Source organism: Aquabacterium sp. CECT 9606 (assembly GCF_918741295.1).
GTDB lineage: Bacteria > Pseudomonadota > Gammaproteobacteria > Burkholderiales > Burkholderiaceae_C > Aquabacterium.
On the sequence record NZ_CAKKNB010000003.1, the window covers coordinates 78055 to 101627 of the forward strand.

Sequence of the window (23573 nt, forward strand, 5' to 3'; positions counted from 1 at the left end):
ATGCCCTGGACCCACGACCAAATGGCCGCCAAAGCGGCCGCCGAGCTGGAAGATGGCTTCTACGTCAATCTGGGCATCGGCCTGCCCACGCTAGTGGCCAACCATGTGTCTCCTGACATCGATGTCTGGCTGCAAAGCGAAAACGGCATGCTGGGCATCGGCCCTTTCCCGACCGAAGACCAGGTTGATGCCGATCTGATCAACGCGGGCAAGCAAACCGTGACCACCATTCCCGGCTCGTCGATCTTCGGCTCGCACGACAGCTTCGCCATGATCCGCGGCGGCAAGATCAACTTGTCGATCCTGGGCGCCATGCAGGTGTCCGACAAGGGCGACCTGGCCAACTGGATGATCCCTGGCAAGATGGTCAAGGGCATGGGCGGGGCCATGGACCTGGTGGCCGGTGTCAAGCGCGTGATCGTGCTGATGGAGCACACTGCCAAGGGCAACGAGCACAAGCTGCTCAAGGCCTGTACTTTGCCCCTGACGGGCGTGGGCGTGGTCAACCGCATCATCACCGAACTGTGCGTGCTTGACGTGACGCCAGAAGGCTTCAAGTGCGTGGAGCTGGCACCGGATGTGACCTTGGAGCAGGTGCGCGAGAAGACCGGGGCGCCTGTGTTGGCCGCCTGAGCGCCGTTGGCTTGCACTTGAACCAGGCCGCCTCCGGGCGGCCTTTGCCATGGTGCGTCTGAGACAATGCCACGATGAACTGGATCAACTGGATTTTGCTGGCTTTGGCGGTGTTGAACACCCTGGTGTTGCTGTGGCTGGCCACGCGGCGTGGTGATGACGCGCCTTTGAAACGCGCGGCTGACGAGCTCAAGCAGGAGCTGCGCAACCAGACTGATCAACTGGATCGGAACCTGCGCGACGAGGTGTCAAGAAGCGCCGTGGGCACGCGCCAGGAGTTGGGATCGACCCTGGCCAATTTTCAACAGACCTTGCTGGCCCAGCAGGGCGATGTGGTCCGCACGCAAAACGAGCAGCTGGACAGCTTCCGTGTGCAGCTGGCGCAGATGCAGCAGTCCTTGAGCGACACCTTGCGCCAGACCACGACCACCCTGGCCGAGCAGGCCCACGCCACCCGTGAGACGCAAGAGTCCGCCTTCAAGCGCTTCTCTGACACGCTCAATGAGCAACTGCGGCAGCTGTCTGACACCAACGAGCGCCGCCTGATCGAAGTGCGGAATACGGTCGACACGCGCCTTCAGGCCCTGCAGGCCGACAACGAAAAGAAGCTGGAGCAGATGCGCCAGACGGTGGACGAAAAACTCCATGCCACCTTGGAGGCCAGGCTGGGCGAAAGCTTCAAGCAAGTGGCCGATCGCCTGGAGCTGGTGCACCGTGGCCTGGGCGAAATGCAGCGCCTGGCCAGTGATGTGGGCTCGCTCAACCGCGTGCTGAACAACGTCAAGACACGCGGCATCTTTGGTGAGGTGCAGTTGGCCGGCTTGCTGGAACAGGTCTTCACGCCCGAGCAGTACGCCGTCAACGTCGAGACCGTGCCCGGCAGTGGCGCCCGGGTTGAATTTGCCATCCGCCTGCCGGGGCGCGGCGCGCCGGGCTCCGCGCCCTTGTGGTTGCCGCTGGATGCCAAGTTCCCGCGTGAAGACTATGAACGCTTGCTGGATGCCCAAGAGCGCGCCGACGTGGGCGCGGTAGAGGCCGCGGGCAAAGCGATCGAGCAACGCCTGCGCATCGAGGCCCGCACCATCGCCGAGAAGTACCTTGCCCCGCCACACACTGCCGATTTCGCCATCCTCTTCTTGCCGACCGAAGGCCTGTACGCCGAGGCCTTGCGCCGTCCCGGTTTGTTCGAGGCGCTGCAACGCGAGCACCGCGTCATGTTGGCGGGCCCCACCACTTTGTTGGCCACGCTCAACAGCCTGCAGATGGGTTTCCGCACCTTGGCTCTGGAGCAGCGCTCGTCCGAGGTGTGGCAAGTGCTGGGCGCGGTCAAGACGGAGTTCGCCAAGTTCGGCGACGTGCTGGCCAAGACCAAGAAGAAGCTGGAAGAAGCGGGTAACACGATTTCGTCCGTTGAAACGCGCACTCGCATGATGGGCCGCGCGCTCAAGAGTGTGGAGTCCATGCCCGATGCGCAAGCCCAGGCCTTGCTGCCGGTTGAGAACCCGCTGGACGCCGACGAGGGCGCGCCCGAATTACCCTGATCAAGTTTGCTGAAAAACCGCCGATAACCAGGGTTGCCTTCAACCAACAAGGTGTTCGGTGACGCGGATTTTGTGGGTGGTTTTCTTGTGGTGGTGCAGCGTGGCTCTGGCCCATGCTGCACAGCCGGGTCCTGGCATCGCCGATGTGTCGGCGCTGCAGGGGCTTGGCGAGCAAGTGCCCATTGCGATCTGGCGGCCCGCCCAGGCCGCTTCAGAAACGCAGCCTGTCCGGGTGCCGTCCGATGCCGAAAACTGGGCAAGCCAGCGCCGGGGCATCCGCCCTCTGGGTTTCCGGGGCGAAGGCGTGTGGACCTGGGCCCGCTTGTCCAACCCATCTCAAAACCCCACGTCGGCTTGGTTGGCGGTCGCCGAGCCCTTCACCGATTGGCTGGACTGCGTGGTCAGCTCGCCAAGCCGTGCACCCATCACCTACCGCCTGGGTGACCATCGACCTTATGCCGAGCGGCCTGTGCTCCATCCCCGCTTCATCCTGCCTTTGACTTGGCAAGCCGGCGAAACCCTGGACGTGCACTGCTACCTGCGCAACAAGGGCGCGAACCTGGTGGCCTTCGAGTACTGGCATCCCGACCACTTCTGGGCCATTGAGCGCACCGTGGCCATGACGAAGTTCCTGGGCTATGGCGCGGTGTTGCTGGTGGTGGTGTGCGGTGTGGTGGGCTTGCTGGTCAACCGCATCCCGGCTGCCATCCTTCTGGTGATCGAGCTGGTCCCCGTGTTGATGGGCACGTTGGCCGGTGAGGGCGATGCCTTCGAGTTCCTGTGGCCCACGCACCCTGGGTTGAACCTGCCGCCCTTCATGTGGACTTTGACCGCTTGCATCGCCGGGACGGTGGTGGTGGGCAAAATCCTGCCGCTGGCCCGCTTTGAGAAAATCCTGGTCCGACTCGTGGTGGCGACCGCATCAACACTGATGCTTTTGGCGGTGACCACCCCGATGAGCCAGCCCTTGGGCACCGCGGTCAATGTGCTGCCCTTGGTGTACCTGTTGACGCTGGTGACCTTGTGCCTGAGGCATTGGGGCGGGGGCCATCTACCGCGGATCCTGGCCGTGGGCGTGGGCGCCCAGGCCCTGGGATTGATGGGCGTGTTGGGCGGCGTGCTGGGCTGGCTGGGCCCCAGCGCGCGCCTGGCGGCCTTGTTTGCCAGCGTGGTCAAGGCACTGAGCCTGGCCGTGGCCTTGGCTTACCGGATGCGCGTGGAACGCGAGCAAAGTGTCCGCACGCAACTGGCACACACCCGTGAACTGGAGCAGCGCCTGGCCTTTGAATCAGAGCTGCGCCACGTGGCCACGCACCACCTGCGTTATGGCCTGCCCAACCAGGCTTTGCTGGACGAAGCCCTTCGGCGCGCAACGCTTTCAGCGCCGTCCTCGGTGCTGTCGCTGTGGGTGATTCGGCTCAATCGCCTGTCGTTCCTGGAATCCATCTTGCCGCGTGAGCGCCTGGCCCGGCTGGTGGAAGGCTATGCGCAGGACATTGCCCTGTGGCTCAAGGGCCGCGACGACCTCCACCTGCTGCCGGTGGAAGACGCTTTGCACGTGGCAGCGCTGGACGACGGCACGCTGGCCTTCGCGTCCGTCGGGCAGCCGCCCAAGGCGGTCACGGCCGAGCTGACGGCTTTCCTGACGCACCGCTATGAGCAAGACGGCCTGTTCATTGCCTGGGATCCGCATGTGGGGGTGTCGTGCACGCCATCCGACCAGCCCCTGGCGCACGACATGATCGACGAAGCGCGGGTGGCTTTGCAATGGAGCACCGCCCACCAGCGCGTGGTGATGTTCGATGCCGAGCGCATGAAACGTGAGCAGCTGTCGTATGGCCTGACGCTGGACCTGGAAGGCGCCATCGTGCGGGGCGAGCTGGTGCTGCACTACCAGCCCAAGGTGGACTTGCCTTCGCGCAAAACCAAATCGTTTGAAGCGTTGGTGCGCTGGCGTCATCCGGCGCGCGGCATGATCCCGCCCGGCGCCTTCATCGCCGAGGCGGAAGCCACGGGCGCCATCAACCGCCTCACCATGTGGGCCATCCGCGAGGCTGCCCGGTTCCTGCTGACCTTGCCCGATGCCTCGGTGCGCGTGTCGGTCAACATCTCGGCTTTCGACCTGGCCACTCCCCGCTTCGTGGAGCAGGTGCTGGCCGTCTTGCGCGAAGAAAACTGCCCAGCTGAACGCCTGATCCTGGAGGTGACCGAGTCGGCCGCCTTGAGCGACCGTGAGCGTGCCCTGGGCACCTTGTCGGCTCTGCGCCGTCATGGCGTGCAGATCGCGCTGGACGACTTCGGCACGGGCTATTCCTCACTGGCCATCTTGCAGGAGTTGCCGTTGGACGAGATGAAGGTGGACCGCAGCTTCGTGACCGACCTGGCCGTGTCAGAACGCAAGCAGGAGGTCCTCAAAGCCATGATCGACGTGGGCCACCGTCTGGGCTTGACCGTGACCATCGAAGGCGTTGAGCAAGAAGACAGCGTCGAATGGCTGGCCCAGCACGACTGCGACGTCATCCAGGGCTTTGTGTTCAGCCGGCCTCTGGAGGCCGCCCAGGCGAGGCAGTGGCTTCAAGACCAACAGCCCCGGATCGACCGTGCTCAGGCCGCCTTGCGCGACGTGGCCTCGGTCTGAATGACGCCTCGGTGCAGCTCGTACATCTTGCGCACCCACTGCAGGGCCGGGCGATCACGCCAAGGTGCGGTGGCGCCGGCCATGGCGCGCTGGTAGGCCGGATCGCCATACACCGGGTGCTGGCTGGGGCAGGCAATTGGCGCCAGCAGTGATGCCGCGGTGATGTCGGCCGCCGTGAACGTTTGCCCCACCAGGTAGGTGCGCCCATCGCTGAGTTGCCCCTCCAGCCAGTCGATCACCTCGGTGATGCGCTTTTGAGCCCGTGCTGCACCCTTGGGCGTGATGTTCAGCTTGCGCTTGAAACCCCAACGGATGATGGGATAGGCCGCGCGCACAAAGGCTGCCTTGATCGGCGTGGCGTCGTCGGTCCACAGTTTGACGATGTGCGCATCGCCCGATCCAAAACTGCGGGCATACAGAAAGCGCGCCACATTCTTGCCAATGGCGTCGAAGTGCCGCTCAACCGCGTGGATGTCCTGGCTTGACACTTTGGGGATCAAGGGCAGGGGCGCCCGGGATTTTTCCAGCCACAGCAAGATGCGGCTGCTGTCCTGGATGGTGACGTCGGGCGTCTTCAGGATCGGCAGGGTGGTCTGGCCACGCCTGCCCATGATCAACGCTGGCGCCATGTGGAAGACGGGCGTCATGCGCACTTCCTGGTAGTCGATGCGTGAAAAGTCCAGCGTCCAACGGATCTTCTCGCTGTAGTGCGACATGGCGAAGGTGTACAAGGTCCAGCTCATGATGGTTTCACTTCACGGATGCGGTAGCCCACTCGGGGAAAATGGATGTGCACCCGGCCAGCGCGTTCGCTGTGCTGCACCAGGGTCAGGCGCTGCGCGTTGATGCCCACCAGCTCGCCTTGCACGGCCGTGCCATGGCCCAACAACTCGGGGGCGACGCTCACGCGCTGGCCGATGGCCAGGCCACCAGCATCGGGCGAGACGCTGTCGTAGGTGAGGGCGGCCGGTTCATGCGCGGCGGCCAGGGCAATGGACTCATCGGCCGTCATGTCCGTGCGTTCGCCGTGGCCAAATGCCTTCATGCGGTCCATCCAGGCGGCGGTGGCCGGGAAGCGGCCAAAGTCGAAGCGGCCATTGCGCGCGAACCACAAGGTTGAATACAAAGTGAAATCGGCACTGCCTGGCACCGCGCCGTTGACGAAAGCCTGGGCTGCCAAACCGCTTTCAACCCAGGCCACATGGGTGGCCAGTTCTTGCTCGACCAAGGGCACTGCACGCTTGAGTGCTTCACGGTCCAGCGGCGCACCGCGCAAGGCGGCTCGGTCGGCCAGGAACTCGTCAGGCAGGTGGTCCACGTTCTTGCCAAAGGTGTAGGCCACGGCCTTGCCAAACAGGTTCAGGTCCACCCAATGTTCGACGATGTCGTTCCAGCCCGGCTCCGCCTTGGCCGAAGGTGCGGGCGCCACGCGTTCCAGCTCCCAGGCGATCAGCCGCGTGTCGCAAAACACATCGGCGCCAATCTGCAGCACCGGCACTTTGCGGTACCCGCCGGTCAGCGCCACCATGTCCGGCTTGGGGGCGATGCGCGGCACCATGACCGATCGCCAGCTCAAACCCTTGTAGCCCAACAGCGCGCGGATCTTCTCGGCATAAGGGGATTCGTTGTAGTGGTGCAGAACCAGGTCGCTCATGGGGGCCTTTCTCAAGTCGGGCCATTGTGGCCGTTGGGGGCTGCCTCTAAAATTGGCGTTTTGGACATCTTTGATGCTGATATGGTCAATGTGACGAAGCGGGTTCACTGGGTGGGCGTTTACGTGTGCCGCCACCACAGCCTGGCCAGTGTGGGCTTGGTGTTCGACACCTTCCGCATGGCGAACCAGGTCCCCGGGACCCACCGTTTCGCCCTGTCGCGCATCAGCCATGACGGTCAGCCCGTGCCGCACCCCGATGGCGCTTTGATGATGGATTGTGACCTGTCTGCCATGGCCGGCATGGATGTGGTCGTCATCCCATCCCTGTGGGCGCATGGCGATGCGGCTGTGGCCGACAACCCTTCGTTGATCCAGGCACTGCGGGCTTTGCCGCCCCAGGTGCTGGTGGCCACGATGTGCACCGGCGCCTACCTGCTGGCGGCCAGCGGGCGTTTGAACGAGCGCCAGGCCACCACCCACTGGATGCTGGCCGATGGTTTTCACGAGCGCTTTCCGAGTGTGCGCTTGACCCCATCCGAGAACCTCACTCACGATGGCAACTTCATCTGCTCAGGTGGTTCTCTGGCGGCCGTCGACGCCTGCTTGTACGTGGTGCAGTTGCTGGCAGGGCGCGACACCGCCCGAGAGCTGGCCCGGATGCTGGTGACCGATGTGCAGCGCGGGCCGCAGACCTTGTACGCACCGCCCCAAGGCTGGCGCCAGCACGCCGATGCTGATGTGCGCAAGCTGCAGGCCCACATCACCGAGCACCACGCCCAAAGCCTGACCCTGGATGAACTGGCCAGCCAGATCCACGTCAGCGTGCGCACCTTGCAGCGGCGTTTCCTGGCCGCCACAGGCATGACGCCCATCCAATACCAGCAGACCGTGCGCATCGAGCGCGGCAAGGATCTGTTGGAGGCCGACAAGCTGCCAGTGCAGGACATCGCGGCCCAGGTGGGCTACCAGGACCGCGTGGCATTTGGCCGCTTGTTCAAGAAAATCACCGGCATGACGCCTGCGGCTTACCGTCAACGTCAACGCCGGGTGTAGAGTCCGGGCTTCCTTCTTCCCTTCCTCTCTTACGCCTCGTCCTGCATTGCCCATTCGTGGCGTCGTGCCTGTTCGATCCGAACGATGGGTATCCGACGTCAGCGGCCACCATGCCGCGTCTGGAGCCTTGCATGACCGCCGTCGCCCCGCCCGACCTGGGTTACCAGGTCAAGTTCCAATCCGTGGCCATCGAGGGCGGTGATGACTTGCAGATCCGATCTCTGCTGGACCGCCAGCAGTTCTTCGACCCGGACGGCGCGGCGCAAGCGCAAGGCATCTCGGCGGCCACCTGGCCTCTGTTTGGCATGTTGTGGCCCTCGGCCCAGCGCCTGGCCGGGGCCATGCAACAGCGCAACGATCTGGCGGGCAAACGCATCCTGGAGATCGGTTGTGGCTTGGGTCTGGCCAGCCTGGTGGCCCACCGCCGCCTGGCCGATGTCACCGCCAGCGATTGCCATCCTTTGGCCGAGACCTTTCTGCAGGCCAACCTCTTGCTCAACGCCTTGCCGGTGATGAAGTACCTCACAGGGCAATGGACCACGGCCAATGCGGGCTTGGGCCAGTTCGATCTGATCATTGGCAGCGATGTGCTCTACGAGCGCAACCATCCCCAGCAATTGTCCGACTTCATTGATCGGCACTCGGCCGACGCGGTCGAGATCGTGATCGTGGATCCCAACCGCGGCCACCGTTCGCGCTTCACCCAGCACATGCAAGCACTGGGCTTTGACTACGCCATGACCAACCTGGACAGCGCCGTGTCAGCCAGCGAGCCGTACCGGGGCCGCATGCTGCATTTCAAGCGCCAACGCTCACTGCTTTGCGCCTGAGGCCTTGGCCCGTTCGCGCTGCGCGGCGAGCACTGAAGGTGAAGGTTGCGCAGCACGCTGGGTTGGCCAGCCTTGCAAATGCCGGCCCACCAACTGGCTCAATGCCCGGATCCACTCCAGGCGGTCGTTCAGGCAGGGGATGTAGTTGAACTCCTGGCCACCGCTGGTCAGGAAGGCCTCCTTGCCCTCCATCGCGATCTCTTCCAGCGTCTCGATGCAATCGCCCACGAAGCCTGGGCAGATCACATCAACGCGTTGTGTGCCGGCCTTGGCCAGTGCGCGCAGGGTGGGCTCGGTGTAGGGCTCCAGCCACTTTGCCTTGCCAAAGCGGCTTTGGAAGGTGACCACGTGTTCATCGGCTTTCAGACCCAGGCGTTCGGCCAGCAAGCGGCCTGTTTTAAGGCATTCGCAGTGGTAAGGGTCGCCCAGGTGCAAGGTGCGCTCGGGCATGCCATGGAAGCTCATCACCAGCTTGCCGGCACGGCCATGGCTGGCCCAGTGGGCTTGCACGCTGGCAGCCAAGGCATCGATGTAGCCCGCATCATCGTGAAACCGCGCAACGGTGCGCAACTCGGGCAGATGGCGCACGCGCTTGCCCCAATCAAACACATCGTCCATCACGCTGGCGGTGGTGGCACCCGAGTATTGCGGGTAAAGCGGCACGATCAGGATGCGGGTTGCGCCTTCAGCCTTGAACGCATCCATCTGGCTGGCAATGCTGGGCTGCCCATAGCGCATCGCATGCTTCACGATGAGGTCATGACCTTGCTCGCCCATGAAGCCTTGCAGCAGGGTGGTTTGCTTTTCGGTCCACACGCGCAGGGGCGAGCCTCCAGTGGTCCAGATGCTGGCGTACTTCGCGGCCGACTTGGCGGGGCGCACGCGCAGCACGATGCCGTGCAGGATGAGCCACCAGATCGCGCGCGGGATCTCCACCACGCGGGGGTCGCTCAGGAACTGGCCAAGGTAGCGGCGCAGGGCCGCGGGTGTGGGCGACTCCGGGGTGCCCAGGTTGACCAGCAACACGCCAGTCCGGGGAGCTTGCCCGTGTTGAAAACGGGGTTCAGTGGCAAAAGTCATGGGGGTGCATTGTCACCCCTGTCCGCCAGTTTGCACAAAACCGAAGTCACCTGCTGGATGTCAATGGGTTTGGTCCAATAACCTGCAAAACCGGCCGCCGTGGCGCGGGCCACATCGTCGGGCATGGCATCGGCCGAGCACATGAAGGCGGGCGTGTTTTCCAGCAAGGGCAGGGTGCGCAAGGCGCGCAACACGTCAAATCCGGACATGCCGGGCAAATGGGCGTCCAGCACCAGCACATCGGGTGCTTTGTCCCTGGCCATGGACAGGGCCATCTGACCGTCCTCGGCGATCTCCAGGCTCAGCTGTGGGTAAGGGCGCAAGGCCTCCTCGAACAGCATCGCGTTGATGCGGTTGTCTTCGACGTACAGCACGTGAAGGGGTGTCTGCTCCGCGCAGGGGCCCTCGCGGGGTGTATTGGCGATTCTTGCATCGCCATCGGGTTTGTCCATGTGCGTATTGGTTGTGTCGCCAGCATTTGACAGGAGGCCATTGGCCGCCGCTGGCATGACGATGTTGACCCGTGTCCCCGAGCCTGGTTGACTTCGAATTTCCATGCTACCCCCCATGGCTTCGATCAGCGAGCGCGTGATGATAAGTCCTAGTCCAGAACCTTCGATGGACGAGGTTTCTCGGCCCAGGCGTTCAAAGGGTTGAAACAGCTTGCCCAGTTGCTGGGGGCTCATGCCGGGCCCGGTGTCCCGGATGGCCAGGGCGATGCCGCCATCGCTGCGTGCTTCGGTGTCAAACCAGACCGAACCGCCAGCCTGGTTGTACTTGATGGCGTTCGAGCCGATGTTCATCAGGATCTGACGCAGACGTTGGCGATCGGCGTTGACCTGGTAAGTCGGATCCACATCAACCTGCAGGGAAATGCCGCGTTGCGAGGCCAGCGGGCCCAGCATGGCGGCACATTGCTGCACCTCGCCCAACAGCGTCAGGGGTTCGGGTTTGAGGGTCAGGATGCCGGCTTCCACCTTTTGCAGATCCAGCACGTCGTTGACCAGCGCCATCAGGTGTTGGCTGCCGTGCAGGATCTGGTCCACGAAACTGAGGTGTGTTGACGCAGCGGCGGTGTTGGCCAGTTGCAGCTTGAGCAATTGTGCAAAGCCGTTCACCGCGTTCAGCGGCGTGCGGATCTCGTGGCTCATGCGGGACAGGAACTCGCTCTTGGCCGCGCTGGCCGCCTCGGCCGACTGCTTTTCCCGCAAGACTTGCTCGGCCCGCTTGATGGGGGTGATGTCCGAATGCGTGCCCACCAGGCGCACGGGGTGTCCTTGCGCATCACGGCTGACGATCTTGCCGCGCGACAGGATCCACACGTCGTGGCCCAATTTATGGCGCATGCGGAACTCGGCCTGGAACAGGCCTTGATCATGTTCCATGTAGTCGCTCAGAGCAGCCACCACAGCTTGGCGATCCTCGGGGTGGATGCGGCCTGTCAGCTCGCTGACCAGGTCACCGATCTCATGGTCTTCGTAGCCCAGCATCGCTTTCCAGCGCTGCGAGTAAAAGATGCGGTCGGCGGTGGCGTCCCAATCCCACACGCCGTCTCCCGCGCCATCCAGGGCGAACTTCCAGCGCTCCTCACTCACGGCCAAGGCTTGTGCGGCCTGGCGTTCCTGGGTGATGTCCCGGAAGGTGGCCACCACGGCGAAGGGCTGCGCATGGGTGTTGACACGCAGCAGGTGGCTGCTGATCTGAACCCAGACCACCACACCATCGCGGCGGCGCAGGGGGTACACGCGGTCATCCTGGCGCTGCCCGGTCCGGATGGTGGCAATCACCGGCCACTGCTCACGCGGCAAGGTCTGCAGCAAATCATCCGTCAAGAGGTCGTAGCCCAAGGCATCGCTGGTGTTCAGGTTGAGCAGCTCATGGGATTGCACGCCCAGGATGCGGCAGCCCGCCTGGTTGATGGCCACCACGCGGCCATCCAGTTGCACCACGATCAGGCCATCGCTGATGGACGAGGCCACCGATCGGTACAGCTCTTCGCTGACCCGCAGCTTCTCGGCGGCCACCATGCGTTCGGTCATGTCCCGCGTCAGGAAGAGGGTGTGCTTGTCAGGCATGGGCGTCAGGCGCGCCTCGAAATGCCTCAAGCCACCGTCCAGCGCCAGGCTGTAGTCAAGGCGTTGCGGCAAGCCCGTTTCATGGGCCCGGGCGATGGCCTGTGCCTCGCGCTCGGCCAGCTCAGGCGGCATGGCGGCGCCAAAAGGCTTGCCCTTCAATTCACTGAACGGGCGGACCAGCAGGGCATGCTCTTCATGAGCGGCCTCGTAGCGGCCTTGATCATCAATCACAAACCAGAGATCAGGCAAGGCCCTCAGCACCGAGGTCAGTCGAGCCTGGGATTCTTCAAGCGCTTTTTGTTGCACGGCCAGGGCCGCGGCATGCCGCTTGGTTTCGCTGATGCCGATCGAGAAGTGCACGATGCTGCCATCGGGCAACCGCTGCTCCTTGGACAAGACCCAACCATTGTCCAGGCGGATCTCTTGCGGCTCGGGCTGATCGACCAGGCGCATGCGCCACTCGAAGAAGTCGTCTTCGCGCCCAACGGCATCGGGGTAAAGGCCCTCGGCAATGCGTTTGCGCAGCAGATCGGCCCACAACATGCCCTCAACGGGATCCGCGCTCATGCGCCTGCGCCAACTGCTGTTGCTGAGCAGGATGCGCCCGTCTGGTCCGCGGATCATCACCCCGGCGTTGAATGACTCGATGGCTTGCCTGAGCAAAAGGTCGGCCTGGCGGCTTTGCTGCTCTTCGTTGATCTGGCGGGTGATGTTGCTGCTGGCCCCCCGGTAGCCCATGAACCGCCCTGCGTGGTTGAACACCGGCGTGCCACTGATGCTCACGGTGATCTGGCCACGCGGGGTCATGCGGTCGGCGATGGCGTTGCTGAAAGGCTCGCGCCGGGCCCGCGCAGCCAGGAAGCGATCCCAGGAGGCGCGGGTGTCGTCGTTGCGGGGGGTGTAGAGGTCTTTGGCCTTCAGGCCTACTTCGGTCGATGGGTTCAGGCCTGTGTGTTGCATCAGGCTGGCCGAGACCCATTGGATGATGCCCTGGTCATTGGTCTCCCACAGCCAATCGCTGCCGGCCAGGCTGGCCGTGCGAACACGCGCTTCCAGTTTCCGAAAGCGCTGTGTGCTCAGGCGAGCTTCAACCAGCGCGCTGGCGGTCATGCCCAGATCTCGCAGGCTCTGCAATTGCTGGGCGGACAACTCGCGGGGCTGGGTGGCCAGCACGCAAACCGTGCCCAGTGCTTGACCTTGCACCATCAAAGGAACGCCCGCGTAAAAGCGGGCGTGTGGTGGTCCGGTAACCCAATCGTTGTTGGTGAACCTCGGGTCGTTCTGCGTGTCGGGGATGACCAACACATCGGCCTGCCCAATGGTGGTGGCGCAAAAGGCGTCCAGCCGAGAGAACTGGCGTTGCTCTATCCCGATTCGGGCCATGGCCCACAGTCGATGGCTGTCGATCAGGTTGATCATGGCCACGGGGCAGTCCAATTGGGCGACCAGCAGGCGTGTCAAAGCGTCGAACGCGGGGTCGACCTCGGAGTCCAGCAGCTTGCTGGCGCTCAACAGCGCTAGTCGCGCGGATTCATCGGGTGGAACTGCATTGAGGGTCATGCGGTCGTCATGGGTGGGACGGCAACGAATCACTCTAACCCATGCGTGCTCAGATGTGTCTAAGCGTCAGCACTGAGGCAAAGTGTCAGAAAAGCTCAACACTTCGAAATGAATCTGGGTCGCGGTGGCGTCCGTGGGGGGAGACCCCATGCAGATCACGCCACTGCCATGCAAGGTGCAGGTGCCGCGGCGCAAGGTCAGGATCTGGTCATCGTGGTCGAACTTGACGTGCGTGCCGTTGTAGCTGAGATCACTCAGGTAGATGTGGCCGCTGTGTGATTCGATGCGCACATGCGAGCGCGACACGCGGGCATCGCTGACGCAGAAAGACGCCTGAGGACTGCGACCCAGGGTCAGCGGCATGCTCGCGGTCGAGAAGATGCGCTCGGTGCCCAGCCAGGTCAGGCGCACGCCGTCCGGCATGTCGGTGCTTTCGGCGCCCATCATCATGGTGGATTCGGTGTCGCCAAATTTGCGGCTTTCCATGCGCAGCACGGGCACCGGTTCTTTGCGGCCGCGCAGGTGGAGGCGGTCGATGCTGCGAAAGCGCTCTTGCTGATCCGAAGGCAGCTCGCGGATCAAGGGGCCGGTGGCCAGCGTTTCGTTGTCGCCAGCCAGGTCGATCAGTCGGGCGGCCACATTGACGGCATCGCCAAAGCAATCACTGTCCACCTCCACGATCTCGCCCCAGGCCAGGGCCACTTTCATCTTCAGGGCGGTGGCCTTGCTGGGCAGGCCGTCCCTGGGCAAGGGGGCCAGGCGTTCCAGCGAGTCCTGGGCGCTGGCGGCGGCCTCAACCGAGCGCTCGGCGTCGTCAAACACCGCCATCAGGCCATCGCCCAGGGTCTTGACGACCCGGCCGCCACCCTTGGCCACGATCTGCCCAAGCATGGCCAGGCTGTGCGTGACCACCGTGGCGGCCTCCTTGTTGCCAAGGCGCAAATACAAGGCCGTGCTGCCGCGAAGATCGGCAAACATGACGGCACATTCCTTGGTGGTTCCCATAGCTCGGTATGTTGGCTCAGGTGGTCAGCCGGTGGTGTGAAAAATCACACGGGTTTTGAGGCCTATTCGGTGGCATGCCTTGCGCTCGGCATCCGGTCAATGTAGTTGACTGGGGCGTGATCCGCCAGCAAAGCCGGGGGTGTGGTGCGCCAGGCCAACGGATTGACCAGGGCGCCTGTGCCGCGAGGGGCGCGCAGCCGCACTTCGTGGCCCACGTGCCTGAAGCCCATGAAAGCCGGCGGGACCATGGACACCAGGTCGATGTCGTCGACCACCCGGTAGATGGGCAGGTGGCGCATGGACCTGGCCAAGGCGGCGTTGCCAACGCGGGGGGCGCCAAAGTTGTAGACGGCCCGGGGTGTGCGCCTGGCCGCAGCCAGGGTGGCCAGGGCCGCGCCCAGACTGTGGCCAGTGTAGAAGATCGGACAGTCCAAGGCGGCCAGTTCAGGCTCGATGTCGGACCAGATGGAATCAAGGGCGCGCCGAAAACCCCGGTGCAGACCAGGTCGGCGCAGTCTCAGAAATTGCAAGCCCAAGGTGATGTCGGTGAGGCTGTCTCGGGGGGTGTCCGTGCCGCGAAAGGCCAGCACGGCGAACTGGGGCGGCGAGCCGGCCGTCACCAGCATGGCCTGGGTGTCGGTTTCGGCGCACAGGAAAAAACGCCGCTGTTGCAAACCGACTTTGTCCAGAAAACTACGCCGCGTGGGCCGGGGCGGCGGATTGCTTTCTTCGATGTCGTGGCGGTAGACCAGGCGGCTCAACTCGGCCAGCCACAGGGCATTGCCTTCCACGTAGTCGCTGGTGCCGGGGTCAAAGGCGGGCAGGGCCACGCGCGTGAAAAAGTCGGTCGCATCTCCGGGGCGCAGCACGTCTTGCCAGGTGGTCATCGGTGTCTTCTGTGGGTAAAAATGAAAGCGCCATGAAAAATGCCCGGGGATGCCGGGCATTTGGTCAAACTGGCTCAGCCGTGGTCCGGGTGGATCACAGGTTGTCCAGGTAAGTGCGCAGCTTGTCGGACCGGCTGGGGTGCTTGAGCTTGCGGATGGCCTTGGCCTCGATCTGGCGGATGCGCTCGCGCGTCACGTCAAATTGCTTGCCGACTTCTTCCAGCGTGTGGTCCGTGCTCATCTCGATGCCGAAACGCATGCGCAGCACCTTGGCTTCGCGCGGCGTCAGGCTGTCGAGGATGTCCTTGACCACGTCGCGCAGACCGGCCTGCATGGCTGCTTCGATGGGCGCCGTGTTGTTGGTGTCCTCGATGAAGTCGCCCAGGTGGCTGTCGTCGTCGTCCCCGATCGGCGTTTCCATGGAGATCGGCTCTTTGGCGATCTTCATGATCTTGCGGACCTTGTCCTCCGGCATTTCCATCTTGGCGGCCAGCGTGGGCGCATCGGGCTCGAAGCCGAACTCTTGCAAATGCTGGCGCGAGATGCGGTTCATCTTGTTGATCGTTTCGATCATGTGAACCGGGATGCGGATGGTGCGGGCCTGGTCGGCGATCGAGCGCGTGATGGCCTGACGGATCCACCAGGTTGCATACGTCGAGAACTTGTAGCCGCGGCGGTATTCGAACTTGTCCACCGCCTTCATCAAGCCGATGTTGCCTTCCTGGATCAGGTCCAGGAACTGCAAACCACGGTTGGTGTACTTCTTGGCGATCGAGATGACCAGGCGCAGGTTGGCCTCGATCATTTCCTTCTTGGCATCGCGCGAGGCCTTTTCGCCCTCGTTCATGCGCTTGTTGATCGTCTTCAGGTCATCGATGGGCACGACGGCCTTGGCCTGCAGGTCGATCAGCTTCTGCTGCAACTCTTGGATGGCAGGCAGGTTGCGCTGCATGATGGCGGCGTAAGGCTTGCCGGTCGCAATTTCCTTTTCGGCCCACTTCAGGTTCAGGATGTTGGGCGGGAAAGACTTGATGAAGTGCTCTTGCGGCAGGCCGCACTTGTCCACCACGATCTTGCGCAGTTCGCGCTCGTAGCGGCGCACGTCGTCGACCTGCGAGCGCAGCACGTCGCACAGGCGCTCAATGGTCTTGACCGTGAAACGGATGGTCATCAAGCCCTGGCTGATGCCTTCTTGCGCCTTGTTGTAAGGCGAAGATTTGTAGCCATCCTTCTCGAAGGCCTTGGCCATCTTTTCGAAGTTGGTGCGCAAGGTGTCGAAGCGTTCCAGGGCCTGGTTCTTCAGCTCTTCAAGCTTCTTGGTCAGGGCCTTGGAGCCGCCGTTGCCGTCGTCGTCGTCTTCTTCATCGAACTCGTCGAAGTCTTCTTCGGCGACGTAGTCGTCGGCTTCGCCCACGGACACGAAACCATCGACCACTTCGGAGATTTTCATCTCGCCGCTGCGGATCTTGTCGGACAGCGACAGGATCTCGGCGATGGTGGTGGGCGAGGCCGAGATGGCCAGCATCATGGCTTGCAGGCCACCTTCGATGCGCTTGGCAATTTCGATTTCGCCTTCGCGCGTCAGCAGCTCGACGGTGCCCATTTCGCGCATGTACATGCGGACAGGGTCGGTCGTGCGGCCAAACTCGGAATCGACTGTGGACAGCGCGGCTTCGGCTTCTTCTTCGGCTTCTTCTTCGGTCGCGGTGCTGGTGGTGGCACTGGCCAGCAACAGCGTGGCGGCGTCGGGGGCCTGCTCGTAAACGGCCACGCCCATGTCGTTCAACATGGAAATGATGGCCTCGAGGATTTCGGCCTCGATCAGCTTTTCGGGCAAGTGGTCGTTGATTTCCTGATGCGTCAGGAAACCACGGGTCTTGCCCATCTTGATCAGGGTCTTGAGTTCCTGGCGGCGCTTGGCAACTTCTTCTTCGGACAAGGCCGTCTCGTCGATGCCGAATTCGCGCATCAATGCGCGCTCTTTGGCGCGCGAGACCTTCATGCGCAAGGGCTTGGCCTTGGGCTTGTCGTCAGAGGTGCCGTCAGCGACTTCGGCCTCTACGGCCTCAGGCTCACCTTCGAGTTCGGCTTCGATGTCGCCGATGTCTTCTTCTTCAAAGGCGGCCTTCTTGGGATCCTTTTTGGCAGCGGCGGCGGGGGCTGCATCCACAGCAGCCTTGGGCTTGCGCCCACGCTTCTTGGGCTCGCTCGCGGCCGCACCCTCGGCTGCTTCGGCTTTGGGCACGCGTGTCTTGGCGACCTTCTTGTCGGTCGTCTCTAAGGCCTGCGACGCAGGGGTGACTTTCGCGGTTTCTGTCTTCGCGGTCTTCTTCGCGGTCATGCGGATCCTCGAAAGATGGGCTGGGGGCTTGTCGAACCCTCCATTATCCTTCATGCGGAGAGTTGCGTCAAAAATAGTCATGCTGGCGGTGTGCCACATGACCGGCGAAATCGACTGCTAGGAGGCAGAAGTGGGGCGCATGCGGCTGATTTCAAGCTTGAGCGTCAAGGATTGGCGGATCAACTCGATCTTTCTGGCCTCGGCCGAGTCGGAGAGCTCGCCCGACTGGGTCAACAGCTCCAGTTCGTCCTGCATCGACTGCAATTGCAGGTGCTTGATCTGCCCCAATAGTTCTTCCAGCGACTCCTGGCCGGTCAGCACGTCGTGGAAATTGGTGATGCGTTGGGCGAGGGCCGAAAAACCGGGGTCTGGCTCGGCAGAATCGCTGTGGTCGGGGTTGTCATCGTCGCCCAAGGTGGCGTGGCGCATGCGGTCAATCAACTCCTGAGCACTCATCGCGCCTTGGTCGTGCACCAGGCGGTCCAGCCACCTGAAAAAATGACCGTAGACGGCGGGTTGTTCGCAGAGCAAGTCGTGGGCCGAGGCGGGCACCTGCTCCCAGAAGTCGCTGCGGGCGATCATCAGCCAGACGATGCGGTCCAGGCGCCCGGCGGCTTGAGGCAAGGGGCGCCGGTCCACCACCGGGCTGCCTTTGCGCTGCCAGCGGCTGTTGCCATCCCAGGGCTTTTTCCAGTCGCCGCGTTTGCCACCACCTTGGCGGCGGGGTTGGGGCGCGCCGTCGTCACCGTAGCTCTGGTAGCTGTGTTCGTCGGCGGGCTCGCCGGTATAACTGTTGTCCCAGGGCGGTGACTGGTCGCCATCGCGATGCTCTTGGTGGCCTCTTTTGGGCGTTTGCTTTGGCTCGGCCTGGGCAGCCAGGCGTCGGCGGATCTCTTCGGGGGCGGTGCGCGCCATGGCGGCCAACTCATCGGCGATCTGGCCGCGCAGGGCGCCTTCGGGTAACTGGCCGATCAGGGGCAGGGCCTGGGCTTGCAGGCGCGCGCGCCCCTCCGCTGTGTTCAAGTCGCAGTCGCCTTTGGCGTGCTCCAGCAACTGGCGTGACAGGGGCACGGCCTGCTGGACGCAGGCTTCAAAAGCCTCGGGGCCGAAGGCGCGGATGTACGAGTCCGGGTCGTGCTCGGCGGGTAAGAACAGGAAGCTGATGCGGCGGGTGTCGCTGGCAAAGGGCAGGGCGGCCTCCAGCGCGCGTCCGGCCGCACGGCGTCCGGCCCCATCGCCGTCAAAGCTGAACACGACCTGTTCGGTGAAGCGAAACAGCTTTTGCACGTGTTCGGCCGAGCAGGCGGTGCCCAGGGTGGCCACGGCGTTGCCGAAACCCCATTGGGCCAGGGCCACCACGTCCATGTAGCCTTCGGTGACGAGGGCATAGCCCTTGGTGCGCAAGGCGCTGCGGCCTTCGTACAAACCGTAGAGTTCGCGGCCCTTGATGAAGACCGGGGTCTCGGGCGAGTTCAGGTATTTGGGCTCACCCTTGTCCAGGACCCGGCCGCCAAAACCAATGACCTCGCCTTGCGGATTGCGGATCGGGAACATGATCCGGTCGCGGAAGCGGTCATAGCGCTTGGCCTCGCCATCGGCCCTCGGTTCGCCATCGTCAGAGGTGATGACCAAGCCGGCTTCCACCAGCAAGGGGTCGTCGTACTTGGGATAAACGCTGGCCAGGCCGCGCCAGTTGTCGGGTGCATAGCCCATGCCGAAGCGCGCGGCGATCTCGCCGGTCAGCCCCCGCGCCTTGAGGTAGTCCACGGCCCGAGGTGTGCTTTTCAATTGCTGGCGCCAGTGCTGCGTGGCTTTGGCCATCACGTCGGTCAGCGAGGTCTGCTTTTCTTTCTGGGCCTTGGCTTTCTCGCGGTCTTCGGGCTTGCTGTCGTCGTCGGGCACGGGCATGCCCTGGATCTGGGCCAGGTCCTTCACGGCTTCCACAAAGCCCAGGCCCGCGTTCTCCATCAGGAAGCCAACGGCGTTGCCGTGCACGCCGCAGCCAAAGCAGTGGTAAGTCTGGCGGCTGGGGCTGACGATGAAGCTGGGCGATTTTTCGCCATGGAAGGGGCACAGGCCCTTGAAGTTGATCCCCGCTTTCTTCAAGGTGACGTAGCGGCCCACCACCTCGACGATGTCGGTGCGGGCCAGCAGGTCTTGGATGAATGACGGTGGGATCACGGGGCGAGGCTTCGGTCTGAAGTGACAGGAAAGACAACGGCCCCGACGCTGGGCAAGCGAGGGGGCCGTGGGTCAAGCCGGGATGGGCTGTGACGGCGTCTGGCTCAGGCCCCCAGGGCTTGCAAGGCGCGGGTGGTGATTTCATCCACCGTGCCCACGCCGCTGATCTTGGCATAACGAGGGGCGGCCTTGTCACCCGTGGCGGCCCATTGTGAATAGTAGTCCACCAGCGGGCGGGTCTGCTGGTGGTAGACCTCCAGGCGCTTGCGCACGGTTTCTTCCTTGTCGTCGTCACGCTGGATCAGGTCTTCGCCAGTGGCGTCGTCCTTGCCTTCAACCTTGGGAGGATTGAACTTGACGTGGTAGGTGCGGCCCGAAGCAGGGTGCACGCGCCGGCCACTCATGCGGTCGATGATGGACGAATCGGGCACGTCGATTTCAAGGACGATGTCCAGGTTGACACCGGCGGCCTTCATGGCGTCGGCTTGCGGGATGGTGCGCGGAAAGCCGTCGAACAGGAAACCCTTGGCGCAATCAGGCTGAGCGATGCGTTCCTTGACCAGGCCGATGATGATGTCATCACCCACCAGGCCGCCGGCGTCCATGACCTTCTTGGCGGCCAGGCCCATGTCGGTGCCCGCCTTGACAGCCGCGCGCAACATGTCGCCCGTCGAAATTTGCGGGATGCCGTACTTCTGGCACAAGAACGTGGCCTGAGTGCCTTTGCCGGCGCCAGGCGCACCCAACAGGATGAGTCTCATGGTTCTCCTCGGTATCCGATGACGCTGTCGGACGGCTGGCGCCGAACAGCTCTTGCAAGCCGCGCAGGATAGCACGCGGCGTTCATTCAACCCTCAAGTTCTACCCTCGAAGAGAGCGCGAATGCGGGCAAGATCCTCGGGGGTGTCGACGCCAGGCCCAGGGGGCTGAAGCGCGACATGCACCGCGATGCGCTCGCCGTGCCACAGCACGCGCAATTGTTCAAGCGATTCGACGGCTTCCAGCGGGCTGGGCGGCAGTTGCGGAAAGCGGCGCAAAAAGCCAGCGCGGTAGCCGTAGATACCGATGTGGCGCAGGGGCGCGCCTGCGCCCGAGGCCGCTTGGCCGGGCGTGGGTGCATCACGCCACCACGGAATCGGGGCGCGCGAGAAATACATGGCGCGGCCCAAGGCATCGGTGACCACCTTGACCACGTTGGGGTTGCCGAATTGATCGGCATCGTCGATGGCATGGGCGGCGGTGCTGACCACGCAATCGGGGCGTTGGTCCAACTGGTCGGCGCAGGCATTGATGAGCTCGGGGTCGATCAGCGGTTCATCGCCTTGCACGTTGACCACGGCATCGTTGCCATCCAGTCCCAGCAGCACGCAGGCTTCGGCCAGGCGGTCGCTGCCGGTGGGATGGTCGGCGCGGGTCAGCACGACGCGCACGCCATGGAGCTCGCAGGCGGCGGCCACTTCAGGGGAGTCCGTGGCCACCACGACCTGGCTGGCTCGGCTCTGGGCGGCGCGTTGCGCCACGCGAACGACCATCGGCAAGCCAGCGATGTCGGCCAGCGGCTTGTTGGGCAGGCGGCTCGAGGCCAGCCGCGCCGGGATCAGGACCGAAAAGCCCATGTCAGGCGGCCCCGGCGTCGTGGGCGGCGCCGGGCTTGCCGGTCAGCAGGGCGGCGTTGGGAATGGGGTCGTCGTTTTCTTCCACCGGCAAGGCTTCGTTTTCCAGCATGACGGGGATGCCGTCGCGGATGGGGTAGGCGAGTCGATCCGCCGCGCAGATCAGAGCCTGGCCCTGGGGCTTGCGGTGCAGAGGGCCTTTGCACAGAGGGCAGACCAGCAGTTCGATGAGTCGAGTGTCCATCGGGATGATTTTTCCGTTAAAGGTGAGGGCCGGGCAATCGCGCCAGCGCCGAGTCGATCGCCTGCCAGAAGCTGGTGTCAGGCCTGAAGTCTAGTGCCGCCACCCACACTTGCGTGCCGGGGCGCTCCTGGCGCGCGCGTTCGGGCTTTATTTTGACCGCGTCTTTTTCGGTCAGGATGACATGCGCGATGCCCTCGGGCCAGGGCAAGGCGGTGTAGGGATCATGGTCATCGCGTGCCACGGGGTGGGTGGTGAAGCCCAACGCGGCCAGTTGGTCAAAAAATTTGGGTGGGTGGGCGATGCCGGCCACGGCCCAAGCGCCTTCTCGGGGTGGTTGCAAGCTGGCGTTGCGGCCTTGGCCCGACCACCATTGGCTCAGCGGTTGTAGGGGCGACATGCCGCGGTGCGCCAGGTGCCCTTTCAATGGCGTGGTGGGTGCCGCGGCGTTGTACAGAACAATGGGTGGTGCCACCAGCGAGCCGCAAGCAGCAGGGGCGATGGGCTCGCGCAAGGGCCCTGCCGGCAGCAGCCACCCGTTGCCAGCGCCACGTTCGTCAAACACCACGACCTCGATCTGACGGGCCAGCTTCAAGTGCTGCAAGCCATCGTCGCAAACCAGGATGTCGATCGCTGGGCAGGCCCGGCGTAAAGCCCGCCCACCTTCGACGCGGTCGCGGCCCACCATCACGGGCACATGCGTGCGCCGCCAGATCAGCAGGGGCTCGTCACCCACCTGATCGGCGCTCAACTGGTCGGCCGATGAGGGGTCAATGAGCGCGAAGGCCGGGGCGTCTGCCGCGCGCTTGTAGCCCCGCGTCAGCACACCAGGGTGCCAGCCTTGCTGTTGCAGGTGCTGAACAATGGCGATCGTGGCCGGGGTTTTGCCCGCCCCGCCGACGATGCGGTTGCCCACCACCAGCACGGGCAGGCCTGGCGATTCGGCCTTCATGAGGCCCACACGGTAGGCGTGCCGGCGCAGGGCGACCAGGCCGAGCATCAACGCGGACACCGGCCACAGCAAGATCGGCAAAAGCCCCCGCGATGACCAACTGCGAACAATCCGCTGCGTGATCGAAGCCATCAGCAGGGTGAGGTCTTGAGCACGCCGATCAGGGCTGGGCCGCCGCGCCCATCTGGCCTTGGGTGGCGAAGGTCAGCTGCGACAAGCCGGCGCGCCGCGCCGCGTCCATCACGTTGATCACGCTCTGATGCGTTGCAGAGGCATCAGCGGTCAGCACGATGACGGTGTCACGGTTCGCCCCGGTGCTCGCGGTCAAGGCCGCGGCCAGCAATTCAACGCTGCGCCCTTCGACCTGTCGGTTGTCCACCGAATAGCGCCCATCGGCCGTGACCACCACGACCAGCTCCTTGGGCCGTGGCTTGGTGGACTGCGCGTTGGCCACGGGCAGGTTGATCTTGAGCTCGGTGAACTTGGCGTACGTGGTGGTCAGCATCACGAAGATCAGGATCACCAGCAGCACGTCAATGAACGGGATGAGGTTGATCTCGGGGTCTTCGCGGTGGCGCGTGCGGAAATTCATCGACATGGCAAGCGCTCAGCGGCGGCTGGTGGTCAGGCGCAGGATGTGCGGCACCATGCGTTCGGCCGCCTGCTCCAGGTCCAGGGTGTAGGCATCAACCCGGGCCCGAAAATGCCGGTAGAAGGCCAACGACGGGATGGCCACAATCAAGCCGAAAGCGGTGTTGTACAAGGCCACCGAGATGCCATGCGCCAGTTCCAGCGGGTTGGCGCCGGCCGTGCCGGAGGACGCGCCCGAGGCGCCAAAAATTTCGATCATGCCCACGACGGTGCCCAGCAGCCCCAGCAAGGGCGCGGCACTGGCGATGGTGCCCAGGGCGCTGAGATTGCGCTCCATGTCGTGCACGGCCTGCCGGCCCGCGGTCTCGAACGAGGCCCGCAAATTGGCGTCGGTGATGCGAGGCTCGGCCATGGCCGTGCGCAGGCCTTGGGCCAGCACCAGCCCCAGCGAGGAGTTCTCGGCCAGTTTGTTGACCGTGTCCACGGTGGGCAGGCTGGCGCGGGTCACGGCCATGACCTCATCGACCAGCCGAGCCGGGGCCACGCGAGAAGCGCGCAGGCTCAAAAACCGTTCAATGATCAGGGCCAGGGCCACGATAGAGCACAGCACGAGAGGCCAGATTGGCCAGCCAGCAGCTTGTAAGATCGACAGCAACGAGAGCTCCAAAGGTCACGCTAAGCCGCAGATTATGGCGCTG

19 protein-coding genes are annotated in these 23573 nt (G+C 63.9%); 5 read left to right on the plus strand and 14 right to left on the minus strand.

All coding sequences use genetic code 11. The annotated features are described in order from the left end of the window. From LQ232_RS13040 to LQ232_RS13050, 3 genes are all read left to right on the plus strand, one after another. Nucleotides 1-633, plus strand: a complete 633-nt coding sequence (locus LQ232_RS13040) for a CoA transferase subunit B (protein ID WP_230180783.1) — start codon at nucleotides 1-3, stop codon at nucleotides 631-633. A gap of 74 nt (nucleotides 634-707) precedes the next feature. Continuing rightward, the gene (rmuC, locus tag LQ232_RS13045; RefSeq protein WP_230180784.1) at nucleotides 708-2174 is read left to right on the plus strand and encodes a DNA recombination protein RmuC; all 1467 of its coding nucleotides are present in this window, start codon (nucleotides 708-710) and stop codon (nucleotides 2172-2174) included. Between the two features lie 100 nt (nucleotides 2175-2274). Then, a complete protein-coding gene (locus tag LQ232_RS13050; protein ID WP_230180785.1) occupies nucleotides 2275-4812 on the plus strand; it encodes an EAL domain-containing protein in 2538 nt (845 codons plus the stop codon). Here the strand turns inward: LQ232_RS13050 and LQ232_RS13055 are convergent. Continuing rightward, on the minus strand, nucleotides 4779-5555 hold the full coding sequence (locus LQ232_RS13055; RefSeq protein WP_230180786.1) for a glutathione S-transferase family protein: 777 nt from the start codon (nucleotides 5553-5555) through the stop codon (nucleotides 4779-4781). The genes LQ232_RS13050 and LQ232_RS13055 overlap by 34 nt on opposite strands. Continuing rightward, entirely contained in the window at nucleotides 5552-6466 is a 915-nt protein-coding gene (locus LQ232_RS13060) for a glutathione S-transferase family protein (RefSeq protein ID WP_230180787.1), read from the minus strand. The genes LQ232_RS13055 and LQ232_RS13060 overlap by 4 nt, the downstream gene beginning before the upstream one ends. Nucleotides 6467-6547: 81 nt before the next feature. Between LQ232_RS13060 and LQ232_RS13065 the strand changes: the two genes are divergently transcribed. Both LQ232_RS13065 and LQ232_RS13070 read left to right on the plus strand, forming a co-directional pair. Next, entirely contained in the window at nucleotides 6548-7519 is a 972-nt protein-coding gene (locus LQ232_RS13065) for a GlxA family transcriptional regulator (RefSeq protein WP_230180788.1), read from the plus strand. Between the two features lie 131 nt (nucleotides 7520-7650). Beyond that, entirely contained in the window at nucleotides 7651-8349 is a 699-nt protein-coding gene (locus tag LQ232_RS13070; protein ID WP_230180789.1) for a methyltransferase, read from the plus strand. Here LQ232_RS13070 and hemH read toward each other — a convergent pair. From hemH to LQ232_RS13130, 12 genes are all read right to left on the minus strand, one after another. Beyond that, a complete protein-coding gene (hemH, locus tag LQ232_RS13075; RefSeq protein ID WP_230180790.1) occupies nucleotides 8332-9429 on the minus strand; it encodes a ferrochelatase in 1098 nt (365 codons plus the stop codon). The genes LQ232_RS13070 and hemH overlap by 18 nt on opposite strands. Beyond that, the gene (locus LQ232_RS13080; protein ID WP_230180791.1) at nucleotides 9426-13064 is read right to left on the minus strand and encodes a PAS domain S-box protein; all 3639 of its coding nucleotides are present in this window, start codon (nucleotides 13062-13064) and stop codon (nucleotides 9426-9428) included. The genes hemH and LQ232_RS13080 overlap by 4 nt, the downstream gene beginning before the upstream one ends. A gap of 66 nt (nucleotides 13065-13130) precedes the next feature. Then, on the minus strand, nucleotides 13131-14069 hold the full coding sequence (locus LQ232_RS13085; protein WP_256450048.1) for an adenylate/guanylate cyclase domain-containing protein: 939 nt from the start codon (nucleotides 14067-14069) through the stop codon (nucleotides 13131-13133). A 62-nt stretch (nucleotides 14070-14131) separates the two neighbouring features. Continuing rightward, complete coding sequence (locus LQ232_RS13090) at nucleotides 14132-14956, minus strand: lipase family protein (protein WP_230180793.1); 825 nt, start codon at nucleotides 14954-14956, stop codon at nucleotides 14132-14134. Nucleotides 14957-15050: 94 nt separating this feature from the next. After that, a complete protein-coding gene (rpoD, locus tag LQ232_RS13095) occupies nucleotides 15051-17297 on the minus strand; it encodes an RNA polymerase sigma factor RpoD (protein ID WP_230180794.1) in 2247 nt (748 codons plus the stop codon). 117 nt (nucleotides 17298-17414) lie between these two features. Further along, nucleotides 17415-19478 carry a DNA primase gene (gene dnaG, locus LQ232_RS13100; RefSeq protein ID WP_230180795.1) on the minus strand — a complete coding sequence of 688 codons (2064 nt, stop codon included), beginning with the start codon at nucleotides 19476-19478 and terminating at the stop codon, nucleotides 17415-17417. Between the two features lie 104 nt (nucleotides 19479-19582). Continuing rightward, a complete protein-coding gene (gene adk, locus LQ232_RS13105) occupies nucleotides 19583-20239 on the minus strand; it encodes an adenylate kinase (RefSeq protein WP_230180796.1) in 657 nt (218 codons plus the stop codon). A 93-nt stretch (nucleotides 20240-20332) separates the two neighbouring features. Then, nucleotides 20333-21094: a 3-deoxy-manno-octulosonate cytidylyltransferase gene (gene kdsB / locus LQ232_RS13110; RefSeq protein ID WP_230180797.1), complete on the minus strand. Its 762-nt coding sequence runs from the start codon at nucleotides 21092-21094 to the stop codon at nucleotides 20333-20335. A gap of 1 nt (nucleotide 21095) precedes the next feature. Next, nucleotides 21096-21335, minus strand: a complete 240-nt coding sequence (locus tag LQ232_RS13115; RefSeq protein WP_230180798.1) for a Trm112 family protein — start codon at nucleotides 21333-21335, stop codon at nucleotides 21096-21098. A 16-nt stretch (nucleotides 21336-21351) separates the two neighbouring features. After that, entirely contained in the window at nucleotides 21352-22416 is a 1065-nt protein-coding gene (gene lpxK / locus LQ232_RS13120; protein WP_230180799.1) for a tetraacyldisaccharide 4'-kinase, read from the minus strand. Between the two features lie 28 nt (nucleotides 22417-22444). Continuing rightward, the gene (locus LQ232_RS13125; protein ID WP_230181591.1) at nucleotides 22445-22876 is read right to left on the minus strand and encodes a biopolymer transporter ExbD; all 432 of its coding nucleotides are present in this window, start codon (nucleotides 22874-22876) and stop codon (nucleotides 22445-22447) included. A 15-nt stretch (nucleotides 22877-22891) separates the two neighbouring features. Further along, the gene (locus tag LQ232_RS13130; protein WP_230180800.1) at nucleotides 22892-23530 is read right to left on the minus strand and encodes a MotA/TolQ/ExbB proton channel family protein; all 639 of its coding nucleotides are present in this window, start codon (nucleotides 23528-23530) and stop codon (nucleotides 22892-22894) included. Nucleotides 23531-23573 lie beyond the last annotated feature (43 nt).

Coding starts and splice junctions, on each gene's coding strand:
- LQ232_RS13040 (WP_230180783.1), top strand. CDS start 1: ATGCCCTGGACCCACGACCAAATGGCCGCCAAAGCGGCCGCCGAGCTG.
- rmuC (WP_230180784.1), top strand. CDS start 708: ATGAACTGGATCAACTGGATTTTGCTGGCTTTGGCGGTGTTGAACACC.
- LQ232_RS13055 (WP_230180786.1), bottom strand. CDS start 5,555: ATGAGCTGGACCTTGTACACCTTCGCCATGTCGCACTACAGCGAGAAG.
- LQ232_RS13060 (WP_230180787.1), bottom strand. CDS start 6,466: ATGAGCGACCTGGTTCTGCACCACTACAACGAATCCCCTTATGCCGAG.
- LQ232_RS13065 (WP_230180788.1), top strand. CDS start 6,548: ATGGTCAATGTGACGAAGCGGGTTCACTGGGTGGGCGTTTACGTGTGC.
- LQ232_RS13070 (WP_230180789.1), top strand. CDS start 7,651: ATGACCGCCGTCGCCCCGCCCGACCTGGGTTACCAGGTCAAGTTCCAA.
- hemH (WP_230180790.1), bottom strand. CDS start 9,429: ATGACTTTTGCCACTGAACCCCGTTTTCAACACGGGCAAGCTCCCCGG.
- LQ232_RS13080 (WP_230180791.1), bottom strand. CDS start 13,064: ATGACCCTCAATGCAGTTCCACCCGATGAATCCGCGCGACTAGCGCTG.
- LQ232_RS13085 (WP_256450048.1), bottom strand. CDS start 14,069: ATGGGAACCACCAAGGAATGTGCCGTCATGTTTGCCGATCTTCGCGGC.
- LQ232_RS13090 (WP_230180793.1), bottom strand. CDS start 14,956: ATGACCACCTGGCAAGACGTGCTGCGCCCCGGAGATGCGACCGACTTT.
- rpoD (WP_230180794.1), bottom strand. CDS start 17,297: ATGACCGCGAAGAAGACCGCGAAGACAGAAACCGCGAAAGTCACCCCT.
- adk (WP_230180796.1), bottom strand. CDS start 20,239: ATGAGACTCATCCTGTTGGGTGCGCCTGGCGCCGGCAAAGGCACTCAG.
- kdsB (WP_230180797.1), bottom strand. CDS start 21,094: ATGGGCTTTTCGGTCCTGATCCCGGCGCGGCTGGCCTCGAGCCGCCTG.
- LQ232_RS13115 (WP_230180798.1), bottom strand. CDS start 21,335: ATGGACACTCGACTCATCGAACTGCTGGTCTGCCCTCTGTGCAAAGGC.
- lpxK (WP_230180799.1), bottom strand. CDS start 22,416: ATGGCTTCGATCACGCAGCGGATTGTTCGCAGTTGGTCATCGCGGGGG.
- LQ232_RS13125 (WP_230181591.1), bottom strand. CDS start 22,876: ATGAATTTCCGCACGCGCCACCGCGAAGACCCCGAGATCAACCTCATC.